This is a genomic window from Pseudomonas ceruminis (assembly GCF_021602025.1).
In the GTDB taxonomy this organism is placed as follows: Bacteria; Pseudomonadota; Gammaproteobacteria; order Pseudomonadales; family Pseudomonadaceae; genus Aquipseudomonas; species Aquipseudomonas ceruminis.
Window position 1 is genome coordinate 228786 of sequence record NZ_BQHW01000005.1, and the last position, 20879, is coordinate 249664.

General features: G+C 63.3%; 15 protein-coding genes. 6 read left to right on the forward strand and 9 right to left on the reverse strand.

The features are described from left to right. The first annotated feature begins 112 nt into the window (after positions 1 to 112). From L6D80_RS08545 to L6D80_RS08555, 3 genes are read left to right on the forward strand one after another with little or no spacing between them, the layout of a single operon-like run. Entirely contained in the window at positions 113 to 2233 is a 2121-nt protein-coding gene (locus L6D80_RS08545; RefSeq protein ID WP_176512552.1) for a putative bifunctional diguanylate cyclase/phosphodiesterase, read from the forward strand. A gap of 39 nt (positions 2234 to 2272) precedes the next feature. Next, complete coding sequence (locus tag L6D80_RS08550; protein WP_176512551.1) at positions 2273 to 2773, forward strand: M48 metallopeptidase family protein; 501 nt, start codon at positions 2273 to 2275, stop codon at positions 2771 to 2773. 12 nt (positions 2774 to 2785) lie between these two features. After that, the gene (locus L6D80_RS08555) at positions 2786 to 3082 is read left to right on the forward strand and encodes a winged helix-turn-helix domain-containing protein (RefSeq protein WP_054900286.1); all 297 of its coding nucleotides are present in this window, start codon (positions 2786 to 2788) and stop codon (positions 3080 to 3082) included. Between the two features lie 44 nt (positions 3083 to 3126). Here L6D80_RS08555 and L6D80_RS08560 read toward each other — a convergent pair whose 3' ends face one another. Next, positions 3127 to 3579, reverse strand: coding sequence for a GNAT family N-acetyltransferase (locus tag L6D80_RS08560; protein WP_054900285.1), 453 nt, complete (start codon positions 3577 to 3579; stop codon positions 3127 to 3129). 176 nt (positions 3580 to 3755) lie between these two features. Here L6D80_RS08560 and L6D80_RS08565 point away from each other — a divergent pair, with 176 nt between their 5' ends. Then, complete coding sequence (locus L6D80_RS08565; RefSeq protein ID WP_054900284.1) at positions 3756 to 4493, forward strand: substrate-binding periplasmic protein; 738 nt, start codon at positions 3756 to 3758, stop codon at positions 4491 to 4493. Positions 4494 to 4534: 41 nt separating this feature from the next. Here L6D80_RS08565 and yccS read toward each other — a convergent pair whose 3' ends face one another. The 7 genes from yccS to L6D80_RS08600 all read right to left on the reverse strand — a co-directional run bounded on the left by yccS (position 4535) and on the right by L6D80_RS08600 (position 15686). Next, entirely contained in the window at positions 4535 to 6718 is a 2184-nt protein-coding gene (yccS, locus tag L6D80_RS08570; RefSeq protein ID WP_054900386.1) for a YccS family putative transporter, read from the reverse strand. An 83-nt stretch (positions 6719 to 6801) separates the two neighbouring features. After that, positions 6802 to 7983: a BaiN/RdsA family NAD(P)/FAD-dependent oxidoreductase gene (locus tag L6D80_RS08575; protein ID WP_176512550.1), complete on the reverse strand. Its 1182-nt coding sequence runs from the start codon at positions 7981 to 7983 to the stop codon at positions 6802 to 6804. A 100-nt stretch (positions 7984 to 8083) separates the two neighbouring features. Next, the gene (gene dbpA, locus L6D80_RS08580; protein ID WP_232963978.1) at positions 8084 to 9421 is read right to left on the reverse strand and encodes an ATP-dependent RNA helicase DbpA; all 1338 of its coding nucleotides are present in this window, start codon (positions 9419 to 9421) and stop codon (positions 8084 to 8086) included. A gap of 112 nt (positions 9422 to 9533) precedes the next feature. Then, entirely contained in the window at positions 9534 to 10961 is a 1428-nt protein-coding gene (gene mdtD / locus L6D80_RS08585) for a multidrug transporter subunit MdtD (protein ID WP_054900281.1), read from the reverse strand. A 129-nt stretch (positions 10962 to 11090) separates the two neighbouring features. Further along, positions 11091 to 12410 (reverse strand): TldD/PmbA family protein, encoded by a 1320-nt coding sequence (locus L6D80_RS08590; RefSeq protein WP_176512549.1) that lies wholly within the window; start codon positions 12408 to 12410, stop codon positions 11091 to 11093. Beyond that, complete coding sequence (locus tag L6D80_RS08595; protein ID WP_176512548.1) at positions 12410 to 13852, reverse strand: TldD/PmbA family protein; 1443 nt, start codon at positions 13850 to 13852, stop codon at positions 12410 to 12412. Before L6D80_RS08595 ends, L6D80_RS08590 begins: the two co-directional genes overlap by 1 nt. Before the next feature lie 31 nt (positions 13853 to 13883). Then, a complete protein-coding gene (locus tag L6D80_RS08600) occupies positions 13884 to 15686 on the reverse strand; it encodes an acyl-CoA dehydrogenase (protein ID WP_176512547.1) in 1803 nt (600 codons plus the stop codon). 253 nt (positions 15687 to 15939) lie between these two features. On the opposite strand from L6D80_RS08600, the gene L6D80_RS08605 reads away from it, so the two are divergent. Both L6D80_RS08605 and L6D80_RS08610 read left to right on the forward strand, forming a co-directional pair. Then, on the forward strand, positions 15940 to 16131 hold the full coding sequence (locus tag L6D80_RS08605) for a hypothetical protein (RefSeq protein ID WP_176512546.1): 192 nt from the start codon (positions 15940 to 15942) through the stop codon (positions 16129 to 16131). Between the two features lie 87 nt (positions 16132 to 16218). Further along, positions 16219 to 16647: a hypothetical protein gene (locus tag L6D80_RS08610; RefSeq protein WP_223849205.1), complete on the forward strand. Its 429-nt coding sequence runs from the start codon at positions 16219 to 16221 to the stop codon at positions 16645 to 16647. 170 nt (positions 16648 to 16817) lie between these two features. Here the strand turns inward: L6D80_RS08610 and putA are convergent, their stop codons facing one another. Further along, on the reverse strand, positions 16818 to 20771 hold the full coding sequence (putA, locus tag L6D80_RS08615) for a trifunctional transcriptional regulator/proline dehydrogenase/L-glutamate gamma-semialdehyde dehydrogenase (protein ID WP_176512544.1): 3954 nt from the start codon (positions 20769 to 20771) through the stop codon (positions 16818 to 16820). Positions 20772 to 20879: the final 108 nt, after the last annotated feature.

Genomic DNA, 20879 nt, shown 5'->3' on the forward strand with positions numbered 1-20879 from the left:
CCTGGATTAATCCATTGATAGCGTTCTGATTGCATTGCGTGTTGCAACCTCGAGTCTAGAGTGTTAATCGGATTCACCTGCAAGTTGAAGTTGGTCACACAAGAGAAGCAGCATGGATGGCGCTTACCCTCAACCACCAGATGGCCACTCGGTTCTTTTGGTGGTAGACGATTACCCCGAAAACCTCATTAGTATGCGCGCCTTGCTGGCGCGCGAAAATTGGCAGGTGCTAACGGCCAGCTCTGGGAAGGAAGCCTTGGCCGCTTTGCTCGCACACGATGTCGACCTGGTCCTGCTGGACGTGCAGATGCCCGAGATGGATGGCTTCGAGGTCGCCCGGCTGATGCGCGGCAGCCAACGTACACGGCTGACCCCGATCATCTTTCTCACTGCCAACGAACAGTCAGACGCCGCCGTGCTGAAGGGGTATGCCAGTGGCGCGGTGGACTACCTGTTCAAGCCTTTCGATCCGCACATCCTCAAGCCCAAGGTGCAAGCCCAGCTGGATCAGCAGCGTAACCGGCGCATGCTGCAGCAACTCACTGGCGAGCTTGAGGCTGCCAGGGCCTTCAATGCCTCGATCCTGGAGAATGCCGCCGAAGGCATCCTGGTGATCGACGCGTGCGGTACCATCAGCTTTGCCAACCCAGCCATCTCACGGCTACTGGAAGCGCCGGTCGAGTTGCTGCAGGGCGTTGATCTGCTCGAGCTGGTGCAACTGCCCAACGCAACCCTGTGGAACGAATCCGACTTTTATCAGGCGTACCTCGGGCGGCGAATCTTCCGGGTACACGATGCTCATCTACGCACCAAGGGCGGCCATCTGGTGCCGGTGGCACTGTCCTGCGCGCCTCTGCCCGCCGATCAGAAGGCCATGGTGGTGACCGTGCTGGACATGTCGGTGGTGCGCAACCTGCACCAGCAGCTCGAATACCAGGCGGTGACCGACCCTCTTACCGGCTTGCTGAACCGGCGCGGTTTCTATCAGGCAGCAGAAGGCGTGCTGCTGCGCAACGAACGCTCGGACAAGGCCCAGGCCTTGATGTACATGGACCTGGACGGGTTCAAACGGATCAACGACTCGTTGGGTCACGAGGCGGGTGACCGCGTGTTGCGATGGGTGGCCGAACAGATCAAGGACTGCCTTGGCAATGAGGCGTTGCTTGCACGCATGGGCGGTGACGAGTTCACCGCACTGTTCGACAGCCTGCCTTACCCTGAGCAAGCCGGGCGCTTTGCCGAGCAGTTGCTCGAGCGCGTGTCTGTCCAGCAACAGGTGGAGGGCCTGGATATCTGCCTGGGCGTCAGCATTGGTATTGCCACCTACCCGGACTGCGGCGCCACGGTCGAAGGCATGCTGCGAGCGGCTGATGCGGCCATGTATGCCGCCAAACAGGCCGGGCGCCAGCAATACCGTTTCTATGATCAGGAGCTCAACGGCCGGGCGCGTTCGCGCTTGATGCTCGAAGACAGCGTACGCAATGCTGTCGCGGCCAACGACTTCAGCCTGGTCTATCAACCCCAGGTCGGCATTGCCGACGGGCAACTGCGGGGCTTTGAGGCGTTGCTGCGCTGGCAGCACCCCAGCGTCGGTGATGTGCCCCCAGGGTTGTTCATTCCGTTGCTGGAGGAGGCACGGCTGATCAATCGCCTGGCCGGCTGGATCTATCGCCAGAGTGCGGCGCAGCGCCAGGCCTGGCGGCAGCGCTTTCCCCCATCTCTGGTAGTCGCCATCAGCCTGAGCCGTGCGCAATTCACCCTGCCTGGCCTGGCCGAGGAGCTGCAGCGGGTGATTCATGACTACCAGCTCGACCCGGCGCAACTGGAGGTCGAAGTGGCAGAGACGTCGCTGATGTACAACATCGACGCGGCGATCAAGCAGGTCCACCGCCTGCGTGCGCTGGGTGTGCGCGTAGCGCTGGACGATTTTGGCGCTGGCGACTGCTCGCTACGCATGCTGCGCGACCTGCCGATCGACACCTTGAAGCTGGACCGGCACCTGGTGGCGCGCCTGCCCAGCTCGGCGGCGGACGCTGCGTTGGTGCGCAGTGTCATGGGCCTGTGTGAGGCCTATGGCATAACGGTCATCGCCGAGGGGGTTGAGACCCAGGCTCAGGCGGCCTGGCTCAAGGCCAATGGGTGTACCTATGTGCAGGGGTTTCTGGTCGCCCACCCGATGACCGCTGCCGACGCCAGCGGCTTTCCGGCATTTTTTTCCTGGCCGCGTCCGTGATTGGCTAGAATCGGCTTTTGTTACGCCGACCGCCGTGCCATGACCGTATTACGCTATTTGCAAGCCTACCCGCCGCATCTGCAGGAACAGGTGCGCCAGATGATCTACAGCGACCGCCTGGGCGACTATCTGCAGCGTCGATACCCCGGGCGACATGACGTGCAGAGCGACAAGGCGCTGTACAGCTATGCCCAGGCGCTGCGCCAGCAATACCTGCGCAGTGCGCCAAGCCTGGACAAGGTGCTGTTCGACAACCGCCTGGACCTCACTCACCGAGCACTGGGGCTCAACACTGTGGTGTCGCGGGTGCAGGGTGGCAACCTCAAGGCGAAGAAGGAAATCCGCATCGCGTCATTGTTCAAGGACGCGGCGCCGCAGTTTCTACGCATGATCGTGGTGCACGAACTGGCACACCTGCGTGAGCGCGATCACAACAAAGCGTTCTACCAGCTCTGCCAGCACATGGAGCCGGACTACCACCAACTGGAATTCGACCTGCGCGTGTACCTGACCTATCGGGAGCTGCCAGGTAATCTGTAAGGACCAAGCAGCATGGATGTGAGCAAGACCAAGAGCAGTTTCTATCGCCGCCTGTATGTGGCCTGGCTGATCGACAGCCAGACTGCCACCAGCGTGCCCGCGTTGATGGAGGCCACCGGCATGCCACGGCGCACGGCGCAGGACACCATTGCCGCCCTGGCAGACCTGGACATCGTCTGCGAGTTCGAGCAACAGGAAGGTGCGCGTAACCATGCCGGGCATTATCGCATCCATGACTGGGGCGCTATCGACAAGCAGTGGATCATCCAGAATCTGCGGCGGATACGGGAAGTACTGGGGTATCCGTGAACAATCGGGTGTCGCGAAAGGGGCGCAACGCGCTCCCGGCGCGCTCAGCCCTTACGCATTCCAATGTGCGCAATGTCGTCTTCCAGGTATTGCTCACCCACCACTTCAAACCCATGACGGGCATAGAACCCTTGCAGATGCGCCTGAGCCGACAAGTAAACTGGCACCCCCGGCCAGCAATGTTGTGCAGCTTCCAGCCCTTTGAGCAGCAACGGATGCCCCAGCTTCAGCCCGCGCGCCGCGGGTGAGGTCACCACGCGCCCGATGACCACCTCACCCCCTTGGGATTGCGGGTCGAGCAGGCGCAGGTAAGCCACCAGCTTGTCATCCTGCCAGGCCATCAGATGCAGGGTATCGCCCTTCAAGTCCTGGCCATCCACTTCCTGGTACGCGCAGCGCTGCTCGACCACGAAGACCTCGGTGCGCAATTGCAAAATGGCGTAGAGCTGGTCCTTGCTGAGGTCGGTGTGGTGTTTGCATAGCCAGTCGATGGACATGGGTGAACTCCTTGAATGGGACGTCGATCATCGCATGAGGTAGGCGCCTCGGCCAAAATAGAGGCTAAATGACACTATTGGCCGCTGCCCTGCACAAGCGCTTTGTGTAATCTCATCGGCAGTTGCAGACAAGACCACTTCACAGTGTGCGCCCTCCATCGCAGAAGGACTCGAGCATGCGGCCAGTGCTTTGTGTACTGGGTTTACTGGCAATGATGCTGGCAACGCCCGCCCCTGGGCGCGACAGGCTACGGTTGGTAGCGGACAGCTGGCCACCGTTCACCGATGTCAGTATGCCGGGCGGCGGCCTGGCAACCAGCATCGTCACCACGGCGCTGGCGCGCGCCGGCTACACGAGTGTCTTCGAAGAGGCGCCCTGGGCACGGGCGCTGCAGGGCGTGAGCAAAGGGCGCTACGACGTGCTGATCAACGCCTGGTACAACGATTCGCGGGCCAGCATCGGTCAGTTTTCCAACGCCTACCTGAGTAACCGCATTCGCCTGCTGCAGCGCAAGGGCGACACGGTGCGCTACAGGCGCCAGTCGGACTTGTATCCCTACAGCATTGCCGTGGTGCGGGATTACGCCTACTCCCCTGAGTTCGATGGCGACAACCGCCTGCACAAGGTGCCGGTGCGCAACTTTTCGTCGGCAGTACGCATGCTGGCGGCAGGCCGGGTGAACCTGGCGGTGGAGGATGAATACGTGGCGCTTTACAACCTGCAGCGCGAGCCCGAGCAGGTGCGCGAGGCGGTGGTGTTGGTCGAGCCACCCCTGAGTGAAAACACCTTGCATATCATGGTGAGCCTCAAGCACCCGGAACATCAGCAGATCGTCGAGCGGTTCGAGCGCAGCATCGCGGCCATGAAGGCAGACGGCAGCTATCAACGGCTACTGCGTCAGCATGGCTTCTGAGCGTCGTTGCCCGCCAAATGCCCGTGCAGCAACGCAGTGTCTCAGGCCGGCGCCGGCTCTTTGATCAAATGCCCAGCCAATGTCCGCAGTGGCCCTAACTGCCTGCAGATCAGCGCCAACTGGGTCTGTACCAAGCGCTGGTGCTCATCCAGCTCTTCAGGCATCTGCTCCAGGGCAGCGGCCAGGGCTTCTTCGGCGTCACTGTGGATCGCCACCGGCAGCCGCGCGGCCAAGCCGTTGGCGATTTCATCAAGGCTGGCAGCCAGTGTCTGCCCGGCACCCTCGATCAACTGTTCATGCACTTCGGCTGGCAGTGCCGTGTCCCGGTGTGCCCCCAGCCCTGAGAGATAGCTGAGCAAGGTGTGCGACAACACCAGGAAGCGGAAGCCCACGTCGGCTTCCTTACGGAAGTGCCCTGGCTCCATGAGCATGTTGGCCAGCGTAGTGGATAGCGCGGCGTCGGCGTTGTGCGCGTTGCGTCGGGCCAGCCGGTAGGCCAGGTCATCACGCTTGCCGTGGGCATACTGTTGCATGATCTGGCGCAGGTACTCGCTGGCGCAGGCCAGGGTGTTGGCCAGAACTTTGTTCAGCCGCCGCCCCTGCCAGTCGGGCAAGAACAGGAATACCGCCAGGATGGCGATCAGGCTACCTACCAGGGTATCGAACAGCCGCGGCAGGAACAGGCCATAGCCATCGCCGATCTGGTTGAAGCAGAACAGCACCATCAGCGTGATCGCCGCCGTGGCCAGGGTATAGCGGGTGGTGCGGTTGACGAAGAACACCACCCCGGCCACCACCGCGAACGCCGACTGGATAAGCGGGTTGGGGAACAGGTCGAACAGTGCCCAGCCGACCGTCAGGCCGATGGCCGTGCCGAAAATCCGCTGCACCAGCTTGCGCCGGGTGGCGCCGTAGTTGGGCTGGCAGACGAACAGCGTGGTAAGGATGATCCAGTAGCCTTGAGTCGGGTGGATCAGGTGCACCATGCCGTAGCCCACCGACAGCGCCAGCGACAGGCGCAGCGCATGGCGGAACAGCAGCGAGGTGGGGGTGAGCTGGGTGCGCAGGCGCTTCCAGACATCCTTGAGGTTGCGCGGCGAACGGTCGAGCAGGCTGCTGTCGCTGGCGTCGGCCAGGCTGTCCGGGTTGCTGGCGGCACCGAGCAGGCGGTCCAGCGTCGCGAGGTTGGCGGCCAGGGCGCGTAGCGAGCGCAACAGGCCGCGCCAGGCCGGGTTGCTCTGGATACGCAGGTGCTCCAGCGAGGCATTGAGGTCTTCCAGGGCCTCAGCGAAGCCGGTGGCTAGGACAAACGGCTGGCGCAGGCGTATCGAGCGCGCCAGCTCCTGGCAGGACGAACCCTGTTTGCGCAGCAGGCGCTGGCAGCGGAACATCACGTCGCTGTGGAAGAAGGCCTCGGTCAGGGCATTGTAGGGGTAGTGCGAGGCGCTGACCCGTTCGTGGATGTCCTGGGCCAGGAAGTACAGCTTGAGGTAGCGGCTGACCTTGGAGTTGGGCTGGCTGTTGCCGACCCGGTGCAGGATGATTTCCTTGGCGGCATTGAGCGCGGCCACCACCCTGCCATTTTGCTGGGCGAGCTCCAGGCGACGGGCCTCGATATCCAGGGTGCGGATCGGTTCGAACAGGCTGGCCTTGAGCTTGAGGTAAGTGCCCAACTCGAAAAACAGCCTGGCCAGGCTCTGCTGCACCGGCTGGTTGGAAAACAGCGCCTGCCACAACACCGACAGCAGCCCGTACCAAGTGGCGCCGGCCACCAGCAGCAAGGGTTCGTGCCAGAAGTCGGTGACTTCGCCGCCTCGCTGGTCCACGCCGATCATGGTGTAGACCGAAAGGATCAGCGTGGCCGAGGCGATCGCGCCGTAGCGTTCGCCCAAGGCGCCGAGCATGGTCAGGGAGAACGCCGCCAGGGCCAGGGACAGGGCGAAGACCCAGGGGTAAGGGAACAGCAGCTCCACCGACAGCGCGGCGATGGCGAAGCACACGAGGGTGACGAACAGCGCGCTGAGGCGGCCTTGCCAGCCATCATCGGTCTCGGCCAGGGCGCTGGCGATAATGCCGAGGAACAGCGGGATGAGCAGGCTCATCTCGTTCTGGTACCAGCACCAGGCCATGCTGCCGGTGAGCGCGATGGTGACGCGGATGGCGTAGCTGAACTTGTCTTGGCCCCACAGGCGACGCAATGAATGGCGGAACGAGCTCGATGACATGATGGCCTGCTGGCAGTAATCGAATGAATGCATTGCCGCACGGACCAGCAAGAAGCGTTCCGTGCTGCTGAATGGATTCTACTCTACACGAACTGCGCCGCAGCGTTGGCCGATGCCCAGGCCCACTGGAAATTGAACCCGCCCAGGTGGCCGGTGACGTCCAGGACCTCGCCAATGAAGTACAGCCCAGGGCTTTTCAAGGATTCCATGGTCTTGGACGACACTTCGCGGGTATCCACGCCGCCTAACGTCACTTCTGCGGTGCGGTAGCCTTCGGTGCCGGCCGGTACCACCTGCCAGGCTGCCAGTTGCTCGGCGATGCGCGTCAGCTCTGCGGGGGTGTATTGCTTCATAGGCCTGGACTCGAACCACTGCTCGGCCAGCAGGTTGGCCAGCTTGCGAGTGAACACTTCACCCAGCACGGTCTTGAGTTCAGCGTTGGCGCGCTCGCTTTGCTGTTGCTGCAGCCAGGCCAGTGCATCACGGTCGGGCAGCAGGTTGATCTCGACGGTGTCGCCGGCCTCCCAGAACGACGAAATCTGTAAGATCGCCGGCCCGCTCAGGCCGCGGTGGGTGAACAGCAGGTTTTCCCGGAAGCTGGTGCCATTGCAACTGGCGGTGCAGTCCAGCGAGGTGCCCGACAGCTCGGTGCACAATGCCTTGAGTTGGGGCTCGGTGATGGTGAACGGCACCAGTCCGGCGCGGGTTGGCAGCAGGGTGTGACCGAACTGCCGGGCCACTTGGTAGCCAAACCCCGTCGCGCCCAAGGTCGGGATCGACAGGCCACCGGTGGCGATCACCAGCGACTGGCAGGCGAACGGGCCGGCGCTGGTCTGCAACCAGTAGCCGTCTTCGGTTTTCTCGATCTGCTCGATGCGGGTTTCCATGCGCAGTTGGGCACCGGCGGCGTCGCATTCGGCCAGCAGCATGTTGAGGATGTCGCTGGCCTTGTTGTCACAGAACAGCTGACCAAGTTTTTTCTCGTGGTACGGCACGCCGTGCTTGGCGACCAGCTCGATGAAGTCCCACTGGGTGTAGCGGGCCAGGGCTGACTTGCAGAAGTGCGCGTTCTGCGAGAGGAAGTTGGCCGGCTCGGTATACATATTGGTGAAGTTGCAGCGCCCGCCGCCGGACATGAGGATCTTCTTGCCTGGCTTGTTGGCGTGGTCGAGCAGCAGCACCCGGCGGCCACGGCGGGCGCTGAGCTGGGCGCACATCAGGCCGGCAGCGCCGGCGCCGAGGATGATCACGTCGGTGGTGTGCACGGGGAAACCTCTTGCTATCAGGGGCCGCAGGGCAGGCGGTGAATAACGTGTGGGAGCGGGCTTGCCCCGCGAATGGGCCGCAAAGCAGCCCCAAGAGTATTTAGATAATTCGGACTTTAAGGGCGCGCCCCTTGATCTTGCCGTTGTTCAGACGCTGCATGGCCTGCTTTGCCAGCGCCCGCTCCACGGCCACGAATGCCTGGAAGTCGAAGATGGCGATCTTGCCCACCTGCTTGCCAGGGATACCCGCATCACCGGTGAGGGCGCCAAGGATGTCACCCGGGCGCAGTTTGTCCTTGCGCCCAGCCGCGATGCACAAGGTCGTCATCACTGGCAGCAGGGGCTCGCCACCTTTGTTTTTCAGACTGTCCAGCTGGTCCCAGCGCAACGGGCTTTTCTGCAGTGCCTCGATGGCCTGGGCGCGATGGCCTTCGGCCGGCGCCACGAGGCTGATGGCGATGCCTTTCTCGCCAGCGCGGCCAGTACGGCCAACGCGATGCACATGGATTTCGGCATCCCGGGCCAGCTCGACGTTGATGACCATGTCCAGGCCATCGATATCCAGGCCGCGGGCCGCCACGTCGGTAGCCACCAGCACCGAGCTGCTGCGGTTGGCGAACAGGGTCAGCACCTGGTCGCGGTCGCGCTGCTCGAGATCGCCATGCAGAGCCTGGGCGACGATGCCCTTGGCGGTCAGGTGGGCGACCACGTCTTCGCACTGCTGCTTGGTGAAGCAGAACGCCACACAGGACTGCGGGCGGTAGTGGCCGAGCACGCGAGTCACGGCTTCGAGGCGCTGCTGCGGATCGATCTCGATGAAACGCTGCTCGATCTGGTTGTCGGCGTGCAGGCTCTGGACCTTGACCTGCTGCGGCTTGCGCATGAAGTCAGCGGCCAGTTGCTCGATGCCAGCCGGGTAGGTGGCTGAGAACAGCAGGGTCTGGCGGCGCGAAGGGGTTTTACCGATGATGCTGGCGATGGCGTCGAAGAAGCCCATGTCGAGCATGCGGTCGGCTTCATCCAGTACCAGGGTATTGAGCCCGTCGAGCACCAGGGTGCCCTTGTCCAGGTGTTGCTGGATGCGGCCTGGAGTGCCGACGATGATGTGCGCACCGTGTTCCAGCGAGGCGATCTGCGGGCCGAGCGAAACGCCGCCGCACAGGGTGAGGATCTTGATGTTGTCCTCGGCGCGCGCCAGGCGGCGCAGTTCCTTGGCGACCTGGTCGGCAAGCTCGCGGGTCGGGCACAGGACCAGCGCCTGGCAGCCGAAGTAGCGCGGGTTGAGCGGGTTGAGCAGGCCGATGCCGAAGGCCGCGGTCTTGCCGCTACCGGTCTTGGCCTGGGCAATCAGGTCCTGGCCCTTGAGGATGACGGGCAGGCTCTGGGCCTGGATGGGCGTCATCGAGGCGTAGCCCAGGGCGTCCAGGTTGGCCAGCATGGCGGCGGACAGCGGCAGAGTGGCAAAAGCGGTGGATTCGGTGGTCACGAGGCGGGCCTGCGGTGCGAAGCGAAAAATGCCGCATAGTCTACCAGCCTCATGGCCATTCGCCCTACGACTCCATGTGCGGTTCCGGACGACGGGCACGCCTTCCGTCCGTCGGAGCCAGTTGCAGGAAGATCGCCGCCGCCAGCATGGCCATGACGCCGATGGTGACGAAGGTCAGCTGGAATGCGCCCAGGGTGGTTTCCACTCCATCGGCATTACCGGCCGCGGTGAAGCCGCCGAGCAGTGCACCAGCACACGCCACGCCCAGGCTCAGCGACAGCTGCGCGACCACCGACAGCAGGCTGTTGCCGCTGCTGGCGCTGGCGTCGTCGAGGTCGATCAAGGTCACTGTGTTCATGGCGGTGAACTGCAGGGAGTTCACCGCACCCAGCAGCGCCAGTTGCACCAGCAGCACGGCATATGGGGTCTGCTCGTTGACCAGGCCCAGGCTGGCCAACAGCAACCCCAGCAGCAGCGTGTTGCCGGTGAGGATGATGCGGTAGCCGAGCCGCTCGATCAGTGGCCGGGCAATCGACTTGGCGACCATCGCCGCTGCCGCCAGCGGAATCATGCTCATACCCGCCTGGGCTGGCGAGTAGCCCAGCGCCACCTGCAACAGCAGCGGTACCAGAAAGGGCAGGGCACCACTGCCCAAGCGCGCGAACAGGTTGCCGAGGATGCCGATGGCGAAGGTGCGCACGCGGAACAGGCTGGGTGAGAACAGGGGCTCGGGGTCGCGGCCGGCGCGTAGCCAGTACGCGGCCAGGCAGGCCATGCCGGCAAACAGCAGCAGCATGACCCGCAAGTGCGGCAGGTGCAGCTCGCCCAGGCCTTCCATGGCGATGGTGATCAGCACCATTGCTGCCCCGAACAGGATGAAGCCGGGGCCATCGAAGGTGGTGCGCTCGGTGCCGCGCAGGTCAGGGATGAACTTCCACACGGCGTAGCAGCCCAGCGCGCCCACGGGCAGGTTGAGCAGGAAGATCCAGTGCCAAGTGAGGATCTCGACCAGCCAGCCACCCAGCGTCGGGCCAAGCAGCGGCCCAAGCAGCCCAGGGATGGTGATGAAGCTCATGATCCGGACCAGCTCGGTACGCGGGTAGGCGCGCAGCACCACCAGGCGCCCGACCGGCAGCATCAGTGCGCCGCCCAGGCCCTGCACGACGCGGGCGAAGATCAGGAAACCGAGGCTGTTGGCCGCGGCGCACAGGAGTGAGCCGAAACTGAACAGCAAGATCGCGCTGAAGAAGATGCGCTTGGTGCCGAAGCGATCAGCAATCCATCCCGAGGCGGGAATCAGCAGGGCCACCGTGAGCATGTAGGCGATGATCACGCCCTGCATGCGCAGCGGATCTTCTTCTAGCGAGCGGGCCATGGCCGGCAGGGCGGTGTTGAGGATGGTGCCGTCCAGGGACTGCATGAAGAAGGCGATGGCTACCACCCACGGGATCCAGCGGGCGGTGACAGGGTCCAGCGGGGTGCGCACAGGCATGACGTCCTCTTTTGTCTGTGCCGGCCTCTTCGCGGGGCAAGCCCGCTCCCACAGGATCTCCACTGCCCTTTGATGTGGTGAGATCCCTGTGGGAGCGGGCTTGCCCCGCGAAAGGGCCGGTAATGCCAATCACAATGTCAGGGTCAGACCTTTGACCAGTGCCCCGGGCAAATGGCTCGATCCGGTACTGCGCTGGCCATAGGTACTGGTCGACAAGATCATCTCGCGCTCCTGGGTCAGGTCCTCCAGCTGGCTGCCCAGCAAACTGTACAGGCTGTCATCGAAGCGCATGGTGCTCACTGGCCCTTGGATCTGCCCGTTTTCCACCCAGAAGGTCGCGAACCGGGTCAGCCCGGTCATGCGCGCTGCCGGCAGGTCAGAGTAGTTCAGGTACCACAGGTTGCTGATGTAAAGGCCAGTGCCGAGCCGCTCAAGAACCTGTGCGCTGGCCAGGTTTCCCGCTGCCAGGCTCAGCGCACAGGGCGATTCGTAGCTGTCCGCGCCATTGGCCAGCAGCTCGAACTCGGCCGCACTGCGGGCGCAGATCAACCGTTGCTGCGCCTCGCCTTGCTGGATCAACGGCACATCCAGGCGTGGTGCGCCTTCATCGGAAAACGCCGGGCTCAGCGAGCCGCTGACCTGCTCGGTGAAACTCACCAGCGGGCTTAACCGTGCATCGCCGTTATACAGGCGTTGCAAGGCGCTGTTGCCGGTGGCGAGGGCCTGCGCGGAAAAACCGCCCCAGCACAGCATGCTGGCGATTTCGTCCATGGCCGCAGGCGCCAGATAGGCGCGGTAGCTGCCGGGTTTGAGGGTGACTGCCGGGCGGCCGAGGAAACCCAGTTGCTCCCGTGCCTGGCGCAAGCGTGCGATGAAGTCGTCGGCGCTCCACAGCTGGCCGGCATAGTTGGCCTTCACCGCCTGGCCATTTTCGTGGAACAGGCTCCAGTCGAAGTTGAAACTGTTGGCCTGGTGCCAGCCAAAGGCCCCGAACGAACTGGCGAAACCCCGACAGATCGGGCCGGCGGCGTAGATCCCGACCAGGTCCAGGTCGCCCGCTTCACGGTCGAGCAGGGCCAGTACTTCGTCCAGTTCGGGCAGGGAGTGGTCCTGTAGGCTGTGGCTGTGCCAGGCACTTTCGTCCAGGCGCAGGTAAGGGTCGAGGGCCAGCAGCGGCAAGGTCTGGCGCAGTTGCTCAAGCGCATCGCTCAGGCGTTGGCCATCCAGTTGCACGTCACCACTCAAGGTCACCTGCTGTTCCGCCTGGCGCCCATCGCGCACCAGCCGCAGCTGTGCGCTGGCCTGGCTCACTTCACCGGCCTGGCGCACCTTGGCGTGGTTGAAACGCACGAATTGCGACTGTTCTGCGCTGTAGCCCAGGGTGAACTGCTCGCCCGCTTGCAGGGCGGCGCGCACCGCCGCAACCAAGGCTTCGAAGGCGTGCTTCATCAGGCGTCTCCTCCGAATACATCGATCTGGCGAAACACACAGGCCGGCGAGGCGTGGCCGACCCGCACCACTTGATTGGGTTCGCCCTTGCCGCAGTTGGGCGTGCCCAGCACCTGGAAGGTACTGCGGTCGCCGACTGCCGACAGGTTGCGCCAGAACTGCGCGGAGATGCCACGGTAGTTGGGGTTCTTGACGACACCTTTGAGCTCGCCGTTCTCGATCAATTGGCCCCACTCGCAGCCGAACTGGAACTTGTTGCGTGCATCGTCGATGGACCAGGAGCGGTTGGTCCGCATCAGGATGCCGTGCTCGATACCCTGAATCAGTTGCTCCAGCGATTGATTGCCCGGCTCGATGTTGAGGTTGGCCATACGGTCGATCGGTGCTCGGTTCCAGCTGCAGGCCCGACTGTTGGCGACACCATCCAGGCCGGAGCGGAACTGCGACAGGGCACCGCCCAGCGGGCGCAGCAGCAGGCCATCACGGATGAGGAACTGCTTGCTCGCCTGGGTGCCATCATCATCGAAGCTGTAACTGGCCAGCTCTTCGCCGATGGTTGGGTCGAACGTCACATTGAGCAGTGGCGAGCCGTACTGCAAATGGCCGAAGTCGCTCGCTTTGACGAAGCTGGTGCCAGCGTAGTTGCGCTCGTCGCCGAGGATGCGGTCCATCTCCAGCGGGTGGCCGATGGACTCGTGGATCTGCAGCATCATCTGGTCAGGCATCAGCAGCAAGTCGCGCGCACCGCTGGGGGTGTTGGGCGCCAGCAGCAGTTGCATCGCTTCGTCGGCGACACGGCGGGCAGCGCCGACCAGGCCGCAACGTTCGACGATTTCGAAACCGCCCTGTTGGCCGAAGTTGTCCCGGCCCAGGCTTCGGCTCTGGCTGTCCCGGCCGTCGCTGGCGGTCACGCTCAGGCCTGGGAACAGAAAGCGCTGGGCGTGACGCAGCTCGGCCCCGGCGCTGTTCAGGTAGGTCTGCTCGACCAGGCTCTGGCCGAGGCTGGCCTGCCAGTCCACCAGCCGGCTGTCCTTTGGCACGCTTGCCGATTCGGCGGCAAGCAGGCCCAGGCAGTCGGCGAGCGTGGGCAAGGGCTGGTCGAAGTTGGGCGAAACGTGGTCGTGGCGGGCGCTGGTCACGGGTTGTTCGTGCAGGTCGAGCAGGCTTCTGGCAGCGATCTGCCGGGCCAAGCCTTCGGCCTGTTCCAGGGCTCGCTGCAGGCCTGCCTGGGACAGGTCAGCGGTGGCAGCGTAGGCTTCCACGCCCTGCACGCGCACCGTGAGCATGGCGCCTTCGTCCTGGCTGAAGAACGGCGGTTCGGTTACGTTGCGCCTGACCGAAAGCGCCTGGTGCGACTGCTTCACATGGCGCAGGGAAAACATCTCGGCCGTGCTGCGCAGCGCGTTGAAACGCTGGCGCAGCAAGGCGCTGGAATCGAACATGTGGGAACCTCCAAGTCAGTGGCGGCTCCCCCTAGAACCACCCCTCTTGCATGGCGAGGCAGGTGTCGTCACGTGCCTGGAGCAATGCCAGCTCATTATGGCAGCCCGGTACTTCCCAGGTCAGGAAATAACGCGCCGCCTGCAGCTTGCCCAGGTAGAAGTCACGGTCTGCGGCGTTGCCCTTGAGCAGGCCAAGCTCGGCATGGATCGCCTGTTCCAGCCAGCGCCAAGCAATAACGCTGTGGCCGAAGGCCTTGAGGTACAGGGCCGAGTTGGCCAGGGCGCCGGCAACCTTGCCCTGGGCCAGGTCGCCAAGCAGGGCCAGGGTGACGCTTTGCAGGCGGTTGACCAGTTGCTCCAGTGGCTGGCGCAGCGGGTCGAGGTTGGGGTGGTGGCTGGCGCGCTCCCCGGTAGTGGCGATCAGGCGGATCAGTCGCTTGAGGCCGGCGCCGTTGTGCTGCGCCAGCTTGCGACCGAGCAAGTCCAGCGACTGGATGCCCTCGGTACCCTCGTGGATCGGGTTCAGGCGGTTGTCGCGGTAGTACTGCTCCACCGGGTACTCGCGGGTGTAGCCGTGGCCACCGAGGATCTGAATCGCCAGCTCGTTGGCCTTCAGGCAGTATGCCGAAGGCCAGGATTTGACGATCGGGGTCAGCAGGTCGAGCAACTGCTGCGCCTGTTCTCGGGTGCTTTCGTCGGCGGCGGTCTGGGTGTCGTCGAACAGTCGCGCGGCGTAAAGCCCCAGGTCGAAGGCACCTTCTACGTAGGCTTTCTGCGCCAGCAGCATGCGCTTCACGTCAGCGTGGCCAATGATCGGCACTGCCGGGCTGTGCGGGTCCTTGTTGTCAGGCAGCCGGCCCTGCGGCCGCTGGCGTGCATATTCCAGGGAATACAGGTAGCCGGCGTAACCGAGCATCACCGCCCCCATGCCTACGCCGATACGCGCCTCGTTCATCATCTGGAACATGCAGGCCAGGCCCTGGTGCGGCTGACCCACCAGGTAGCCGACGCACTGGCCGTTGTCGCCGAAGTTCAGGGCGGTAGAGGTGGTGCCGCGCCAGCCCATCTTGTGGAACAGGCCCGCCAGCAGCACATCGTTGCGCGGGCCACAGCTGCCGTCCGGGTTGACGTGGTATTTGGGCACGATGAACAGTGAAATGCCCTTCACCCCGGGCGGTGCGTCGGGCAGCTTGGCCAGCACCATGTGCACGATGTTTTCCGACAGCTCATGATCGCCGCCGGAAATGAAGATCTTGTTGCCTTTGAGCCGGTAGCTACCGTCGCCCGCGGGTTCTGCGCGAGTGCGGATGTCGGCCAGCGACGAGCCTGCATGGGGTTCGGTCAGGGCCATGGTGCCGAAGAAGCGGCCTTCGATCATCGGCTGCAGGAACAGACGCTTCTGTTCCTCGGTGCCGAAGCTCTCGATCAGGTTGGCCGCGCCCATGGTCAGGAACGGGTAGGCCGTGGTGCCAGCGTTGGCGGCTTGGAAGTGGGCGAAGCAGGCTTGTGAGACCAGGCTGGGCAGTTGCATGCCGCCCACCTCGAAGTCGCGGTTGGCGTTGAGAAAGCCGGCTTCGAGAAAGGCATCGACCGCCGGTTTGACCTCGGCAATCAGCTCCGCGCGACCGTCCACATAGCGCGGCTCGTTCTCGTCGGCCTTGCGGTTGTGCGGGGCGAAGTACTTCTCGGCGATGGTGCGGGCCGTGGTCAGTGCCGCGTCGAAGGTTTCACGGCTGTGTTCGGCGAAGCGCGGGCGCTGGGTCAGGGCCTCGGCGTCGAGGACTTCGTACAGTTCAAAGGCGAGGTTGCGGGGGCTGAGCAGGGTCTCGGGCATGGGGGCGCTCCTGGGGCGGGCTTGGGCCGAGTCTAAGGTTGGCCTTTTGGGGATGGCCACCATCATTGATTCAGATGATGTTCAGCCACAGATTCTCCTGTTCAGAAAGGCATAGACGGGTTGATGAGGAACCTGTGGCCAGCTGTTGCTCGAGATCTCCTTGGTAAGCGCAACAGGAATATTCCTACGCGCTATACGGAACGCTTCTGCAACAGCAAGGATGGAAAGTGAGATAAATCTGTGGAGGTGTTCTATGGACAGGATTTGCAAGTGGCGCGACGCTTGGAAAGAAGACCTGGAAAATATTGAAGATCCGTTTTTTGCTCGTGCAGTAGTTGAAAAAGCATTGCAGAATAATATGACCTTGCCTGGGCTGTGCGATTTTTGGAGGGCTTGCAGTCTGCCTTTGGGGCAATCGGATAACGCAAAACTACGTGGAAGCTGATGATGAGTGGGCAATTACGGGGGAATCTTGGCACTGGCGTCCAGCTGTTCCTTGCGAGGAATATGAATATCGAAAGGGGGCATATTGATGCTCTCGAAAATAAATAAACACCAGCTTATGTTCTTGCTATGGGCGAGCATGGATGCGTTTTATATTGCCCTGTACTGTGTGCGTAGTATTGCTCGGGGTGCAGTCCCTTTTTGGTCGGATGTTAATAGTGGGCTTGAGGTGGTACGGAATTGGGGTGGCTCGGACGCTTTAATTTGGGCCGGGTTGCTTTTGCAAGTCTCAATTCTTGTGACATGTATTGGTTTTTTCAAGTATCAAAGATTGGTAGTGTTTTTGGCGGCGGCACAGATACCGTTAAGGATTTTTTTTGTTGTTCCGTCGATTTCGGTGGTTTTGCTTGTCCCCATGGTCATGGCGGAAATCAATAGTTGGCTATGGCTTGGGGGATTACTTGCCTCAGAGGTGATTAAGGGATGGAGCATCTGGTGGTTTTGCCGTACTTCGTGATATCGAGGTATGCGCCAAGGCATTCGCGCGCACATCCCACAGGCATGCGAGCTTCGCTCGCGGTGCGCCGCGCGGGCGGCGCTTGATTTCGCAGGCGCCACACATCCCAAGACAACCACCCATAAAAAAGGAGAGCCGAAGCTCTCCCTTTTCTTCAACAACCCCTAGCCTCAACCAATGGTCATCAGGCTGGCGTTACCGCCCGCCGCCGCAGTGTTCACACTCACCGCCCGTTCGATCACCAAGCGCTCCAGCGCAATCTGATGATCGCCGCTGGACAGCCCGTGCACACCGACGATCGCACCAGCGCGCTTGGCCACCTGCTGGCACACGCTGCGCAGCTGGTCCGAATCGCCATGGTGGATCACGGCATCGAACGCCACTTCATCCTTGTTCCAGTCCGCCACCAGCTTGACCTTGGCCTGCAGCTCTTTCGGCAGGCGGCCGCGCAGGGTCTTGCCAGGTTCGCCGTCCACCCACACCGCCGAGCTGCCGACTGCCAATACAGCAGCGAACTGCGCCAGCAGATCAGCCTCGTTATCCGCCAGGCACAGCACGTGCTCGCGTGGCAGGATGGTGTAGCTGTTGCGCTCGCCGGTCGGGCCTGGCAGCAGACGGGCGATGCCGCTCTGCGATTGGCCGGCAAACTGGGTGCACAGTGCCGCCAGTTCGGCCTGCTGGTTGTTCTCGGCCCAGGCCTTGAGGCTGTGCAGCGGCTTGATCAGCTGTTCGTGCAGGGTGCGGTCCGGCTTGCCTTCGCCATCCTGCTGCTGGAAGTGCCGGCCAATGGCGTCGGCCGGGCGGGTCGAGAGCAGGCGGTACAGGTACAGCGGGCCGCCGGCTTTCGGGCCGGTGCCGGACAGGCCTTCACCACCGAATGGCTGCACCCCGACCACTGCCCCGACGATGTTGCGGTTGACGTACATGTTGCCGGCATTGGCGTTTTCCACCACCTTGGCAATGGTTTCGTCGATCCGGGTGTGCACACCGAGGGTCAGGCCGTAGCCAGAATTGTTGATCTGCTCGATCAGCTGGTCGAGGTTGCGGCGGTTGTAGCGCACCACGTGCAGCACCGGGCCGAAGATCTCGCGCTTGAGCTCGTCGAAGCTGTCCAGCTCGATCAGGGTCGGCATGACGAAGGTGCCGCGCTTGACCTCGGCAGCATCGGCAATGGCCACCTGGTAGACCGAGCGGCCTTTCTCGCGCATGCCCTGGATGTGCTTCTCGATACCTGCCTTGGCTTCGGCGTCGATGACCGGGCCGATGTCCACGGCCAGGCGGTCTGGGTTGCCCAGGCGGCTTTCGGCCATGGCACCCTTGAGCATTTCCACCACACGATCGGCGGAGTCTTCCTGCAGGCACAGCACGCGCAGGGCAGAGCAACGCTGGCCGGCACTGTCGAAGGCCGAGGACACGACGTCGATCACCACTTGCTCGGTCAACGCCGACGAATCGACGATCATCGCGTTCTGGCCGCCGGTTTCGGCGATCAGCGGGATCGGCCGGCCCTGGTTGTCCAGGCGGCCAGCGACGTTGCGCTGCAGCAGCCGGGCGACTTCGGTAGAGCCGGTGAACATCACGCCCTTGACGCGCTCGTCACCAACCAGGCCGGCACCGACGGTTTCGCCGCGGCCTGGCAGCAGTTGCAGCACACCTTCGGGTATCCCGGCTTCGAGCAGCAGGCGCACGGCTTGGGCAGCGATCAACGGGGTCTGTTCAGCCGGCTTGGCCAGTACCGGGTTGCCGGCCGCCAACGCGGCGGCCACCTGGCCGGTGAAGATTGCCAGCGGGAAGTTCCACGGGCTGATGCACACGACCGGGCCAAGCGGACGGTGGGCGTCGTTGCTGAAGTCGTTGCGCGCCTGTACCGCGTAGTAGCGCAGGAAGTCTACGGCCTCGCGCACTTCGGCGATGGCGTTGGCGAAGGTTTTGCCGGCTTCGCGGATGAGCAGGCCCATCAGTGGCTGGATTTCGGCTTCCATCAGGTCGGCGGTGCGCTCGAGAATCGCGGCGCGTTCTGCCGGCGGGGTGGCCTGCCAGATCGGAGCAGCGTTGAGTGCGCACTGGATGGCATTGTCGACGTCGGCAACAGTGGCTTCCTGCACATGGCCGACCACGTCGCGGTGGTCGGCTGGGTTCAGAACCGGCGCGGCAGCCGCCTCGCTGGCGGCGCAGGCCAGCAGCGGGGTGGCCTTCCAGTCGTTGTGCGCGGTAGCCAGCATGGCGCAGGACAGCGACGCCAGGCGGTGTTCGTTGGCCATGTCGATACCGGCCGAGTTGGCCCGCTCGCTGCCATATAGCTCGCGCGGCAGCGGGATGCGCGGGTGCGGCAGGCCGATACTGCCTTCCTGGGTGCCCATGCGTTCGATGCTGGCGACCGGGTCGGCGACCAGTTCCTGGATGGAGATGGAATGGTCGGCGATGCGGTTGACGAACGAAGTATTGGCGCCGTTTTCCAGCAGTCGGCGGACCAGGTAGGCCAGCAGGGTTTCGTGGGTGCCGACCGGGGCGTACACGCGGCACGGGCGGTTCAGCTTGCCTTCGGAGACTTTGCCTACGACCTGTTCGTACAGCGGTTCACCCATGCCGTGCAGGCACTGGAATTCGTATTGACCCGGGTAGTAGTTCTGGCCAGCGATGTGGTAGATGGCCGACAGGGTATGGGCGTTGTGGGTGGCAAACTGTGGATAGATGGCTTCTGGCACGGCCAGCAGCTTGCGTGCACAGGCGACGTAGGACACGTCGGTGTACACCTTGCGGGTGTAGACCGGGTAGCCTTCCAGGCCTTCGACTTGGGCACGCTTGATTTCGCTGTCCCAGTAGGCGCCTTTCACCAGGCGGATCATCAGGCGGTGGCGGCTGCGCTTGGCCAGGTCGATGACGTAGTCGATCACGTACGGGCAGCGCTTCTGGTAGGCCTGGATGACAAAGCCGATACCGTTCCAGCCGGCCAGCGACGGCTCGAAGCACAGGCGCTCGAGCAGATCGAGCGACAGCTCCAGGCGGTCCGCCTCTTCGGCGTCGATGTTCAGGCCGATGTCGTACTGTTTGGCCAGCAGGGTTAGCGACAGCAGGCGCGGGTACAGCTCTTCCATCACGCGCTCGTACTGGGCGCGGCTGTAACGCGGGTGCAGTGCCGACAGCTTGATCGAGATACCTGGGCCTTCATAGATGCCCCGGCCATGGGACGCCTTGCCGATCGAGTGGATGGCCTGCTCGTAGGAGGCGAGGTACTTCTGCGCATCGTGCTCGGTCAGTGCGGCCTCGCCGAGCATGTCGTAGGAGTAGCGGAAGCCCTTGGATTCGAAGCGGCTGGCGTTGGCCAGGGCTTCGGCGATGGTCTCGCCGGTGACGAACTGCTCGCCCATAAGGCGCATGGCCATGTCGACACCCTTGCGGATCATCGGCTCGCCGCTCTTGCCGATGATGCGAGTGAGCGAGGAGGTAAGGCCGGATTCGTTATGGGTGGAAACCAGCTTGCCGGTCAGCAGCAGGCCCCAGGTGGCGGCGTTGACGAACAGCGACGGGCTGTTGCCCAGGTGCGGCTGCCAGTTGCCGTTGCTGATCTTGTCGCGGATCAGGGCATCACGGGTGCCTTTGTCGGGGATGCGCAGCAGGGCTTCGGCCAGGCACATCAGCGCCACACCTTCCTGCGACGACAGCGAGAACTCCTGCAGCAGGCCCTGAACGATGCCTGCGCGTCCGCCTGCGCTCTTTTGGTTGCGCAGCTTTTCGGCGATGCCGGCGGCCATCTTGTTGGTCGCCTCGGCCAATGGTGCGCTCAGGCGCGCCTGCTCCAGCAGCATCGGCACCACTTCCTGCTCTGGGCGGCGATAGGCGGCAGTGATGGCCGAGCGCAGTACCGACTGCGGCAGAATGCTTTCGGCAAACTCCAGGAAGCACTGATGCACCTGCTCTGGTTGTACATCGCCGGCGTCATCGGCAAGGCTGCTGGCGTGACCGTTGAGTTCGGTCAGGGTGGCACCACCCTCGAGCTTCTCCAGGTAATTGAAGATCGCTTGCTTGATCAACCAGTGCGGCGTGCGGTCAATGGACTGCGCAGCTGCTTTGAGTCGCTCACGGGTCGGGTCATCGAGTTTGACCCCAAGGGTGGTCGTCGCCATTTCTTATCCTCGTTATTGGCCACGGCTGTGGCCTAAGCTGGCGCCAAGAGTAGCTGTAGGACAATTCGGGTGCAACCAGGTGCAACCCGATTTTATCGAGGAAAAGGT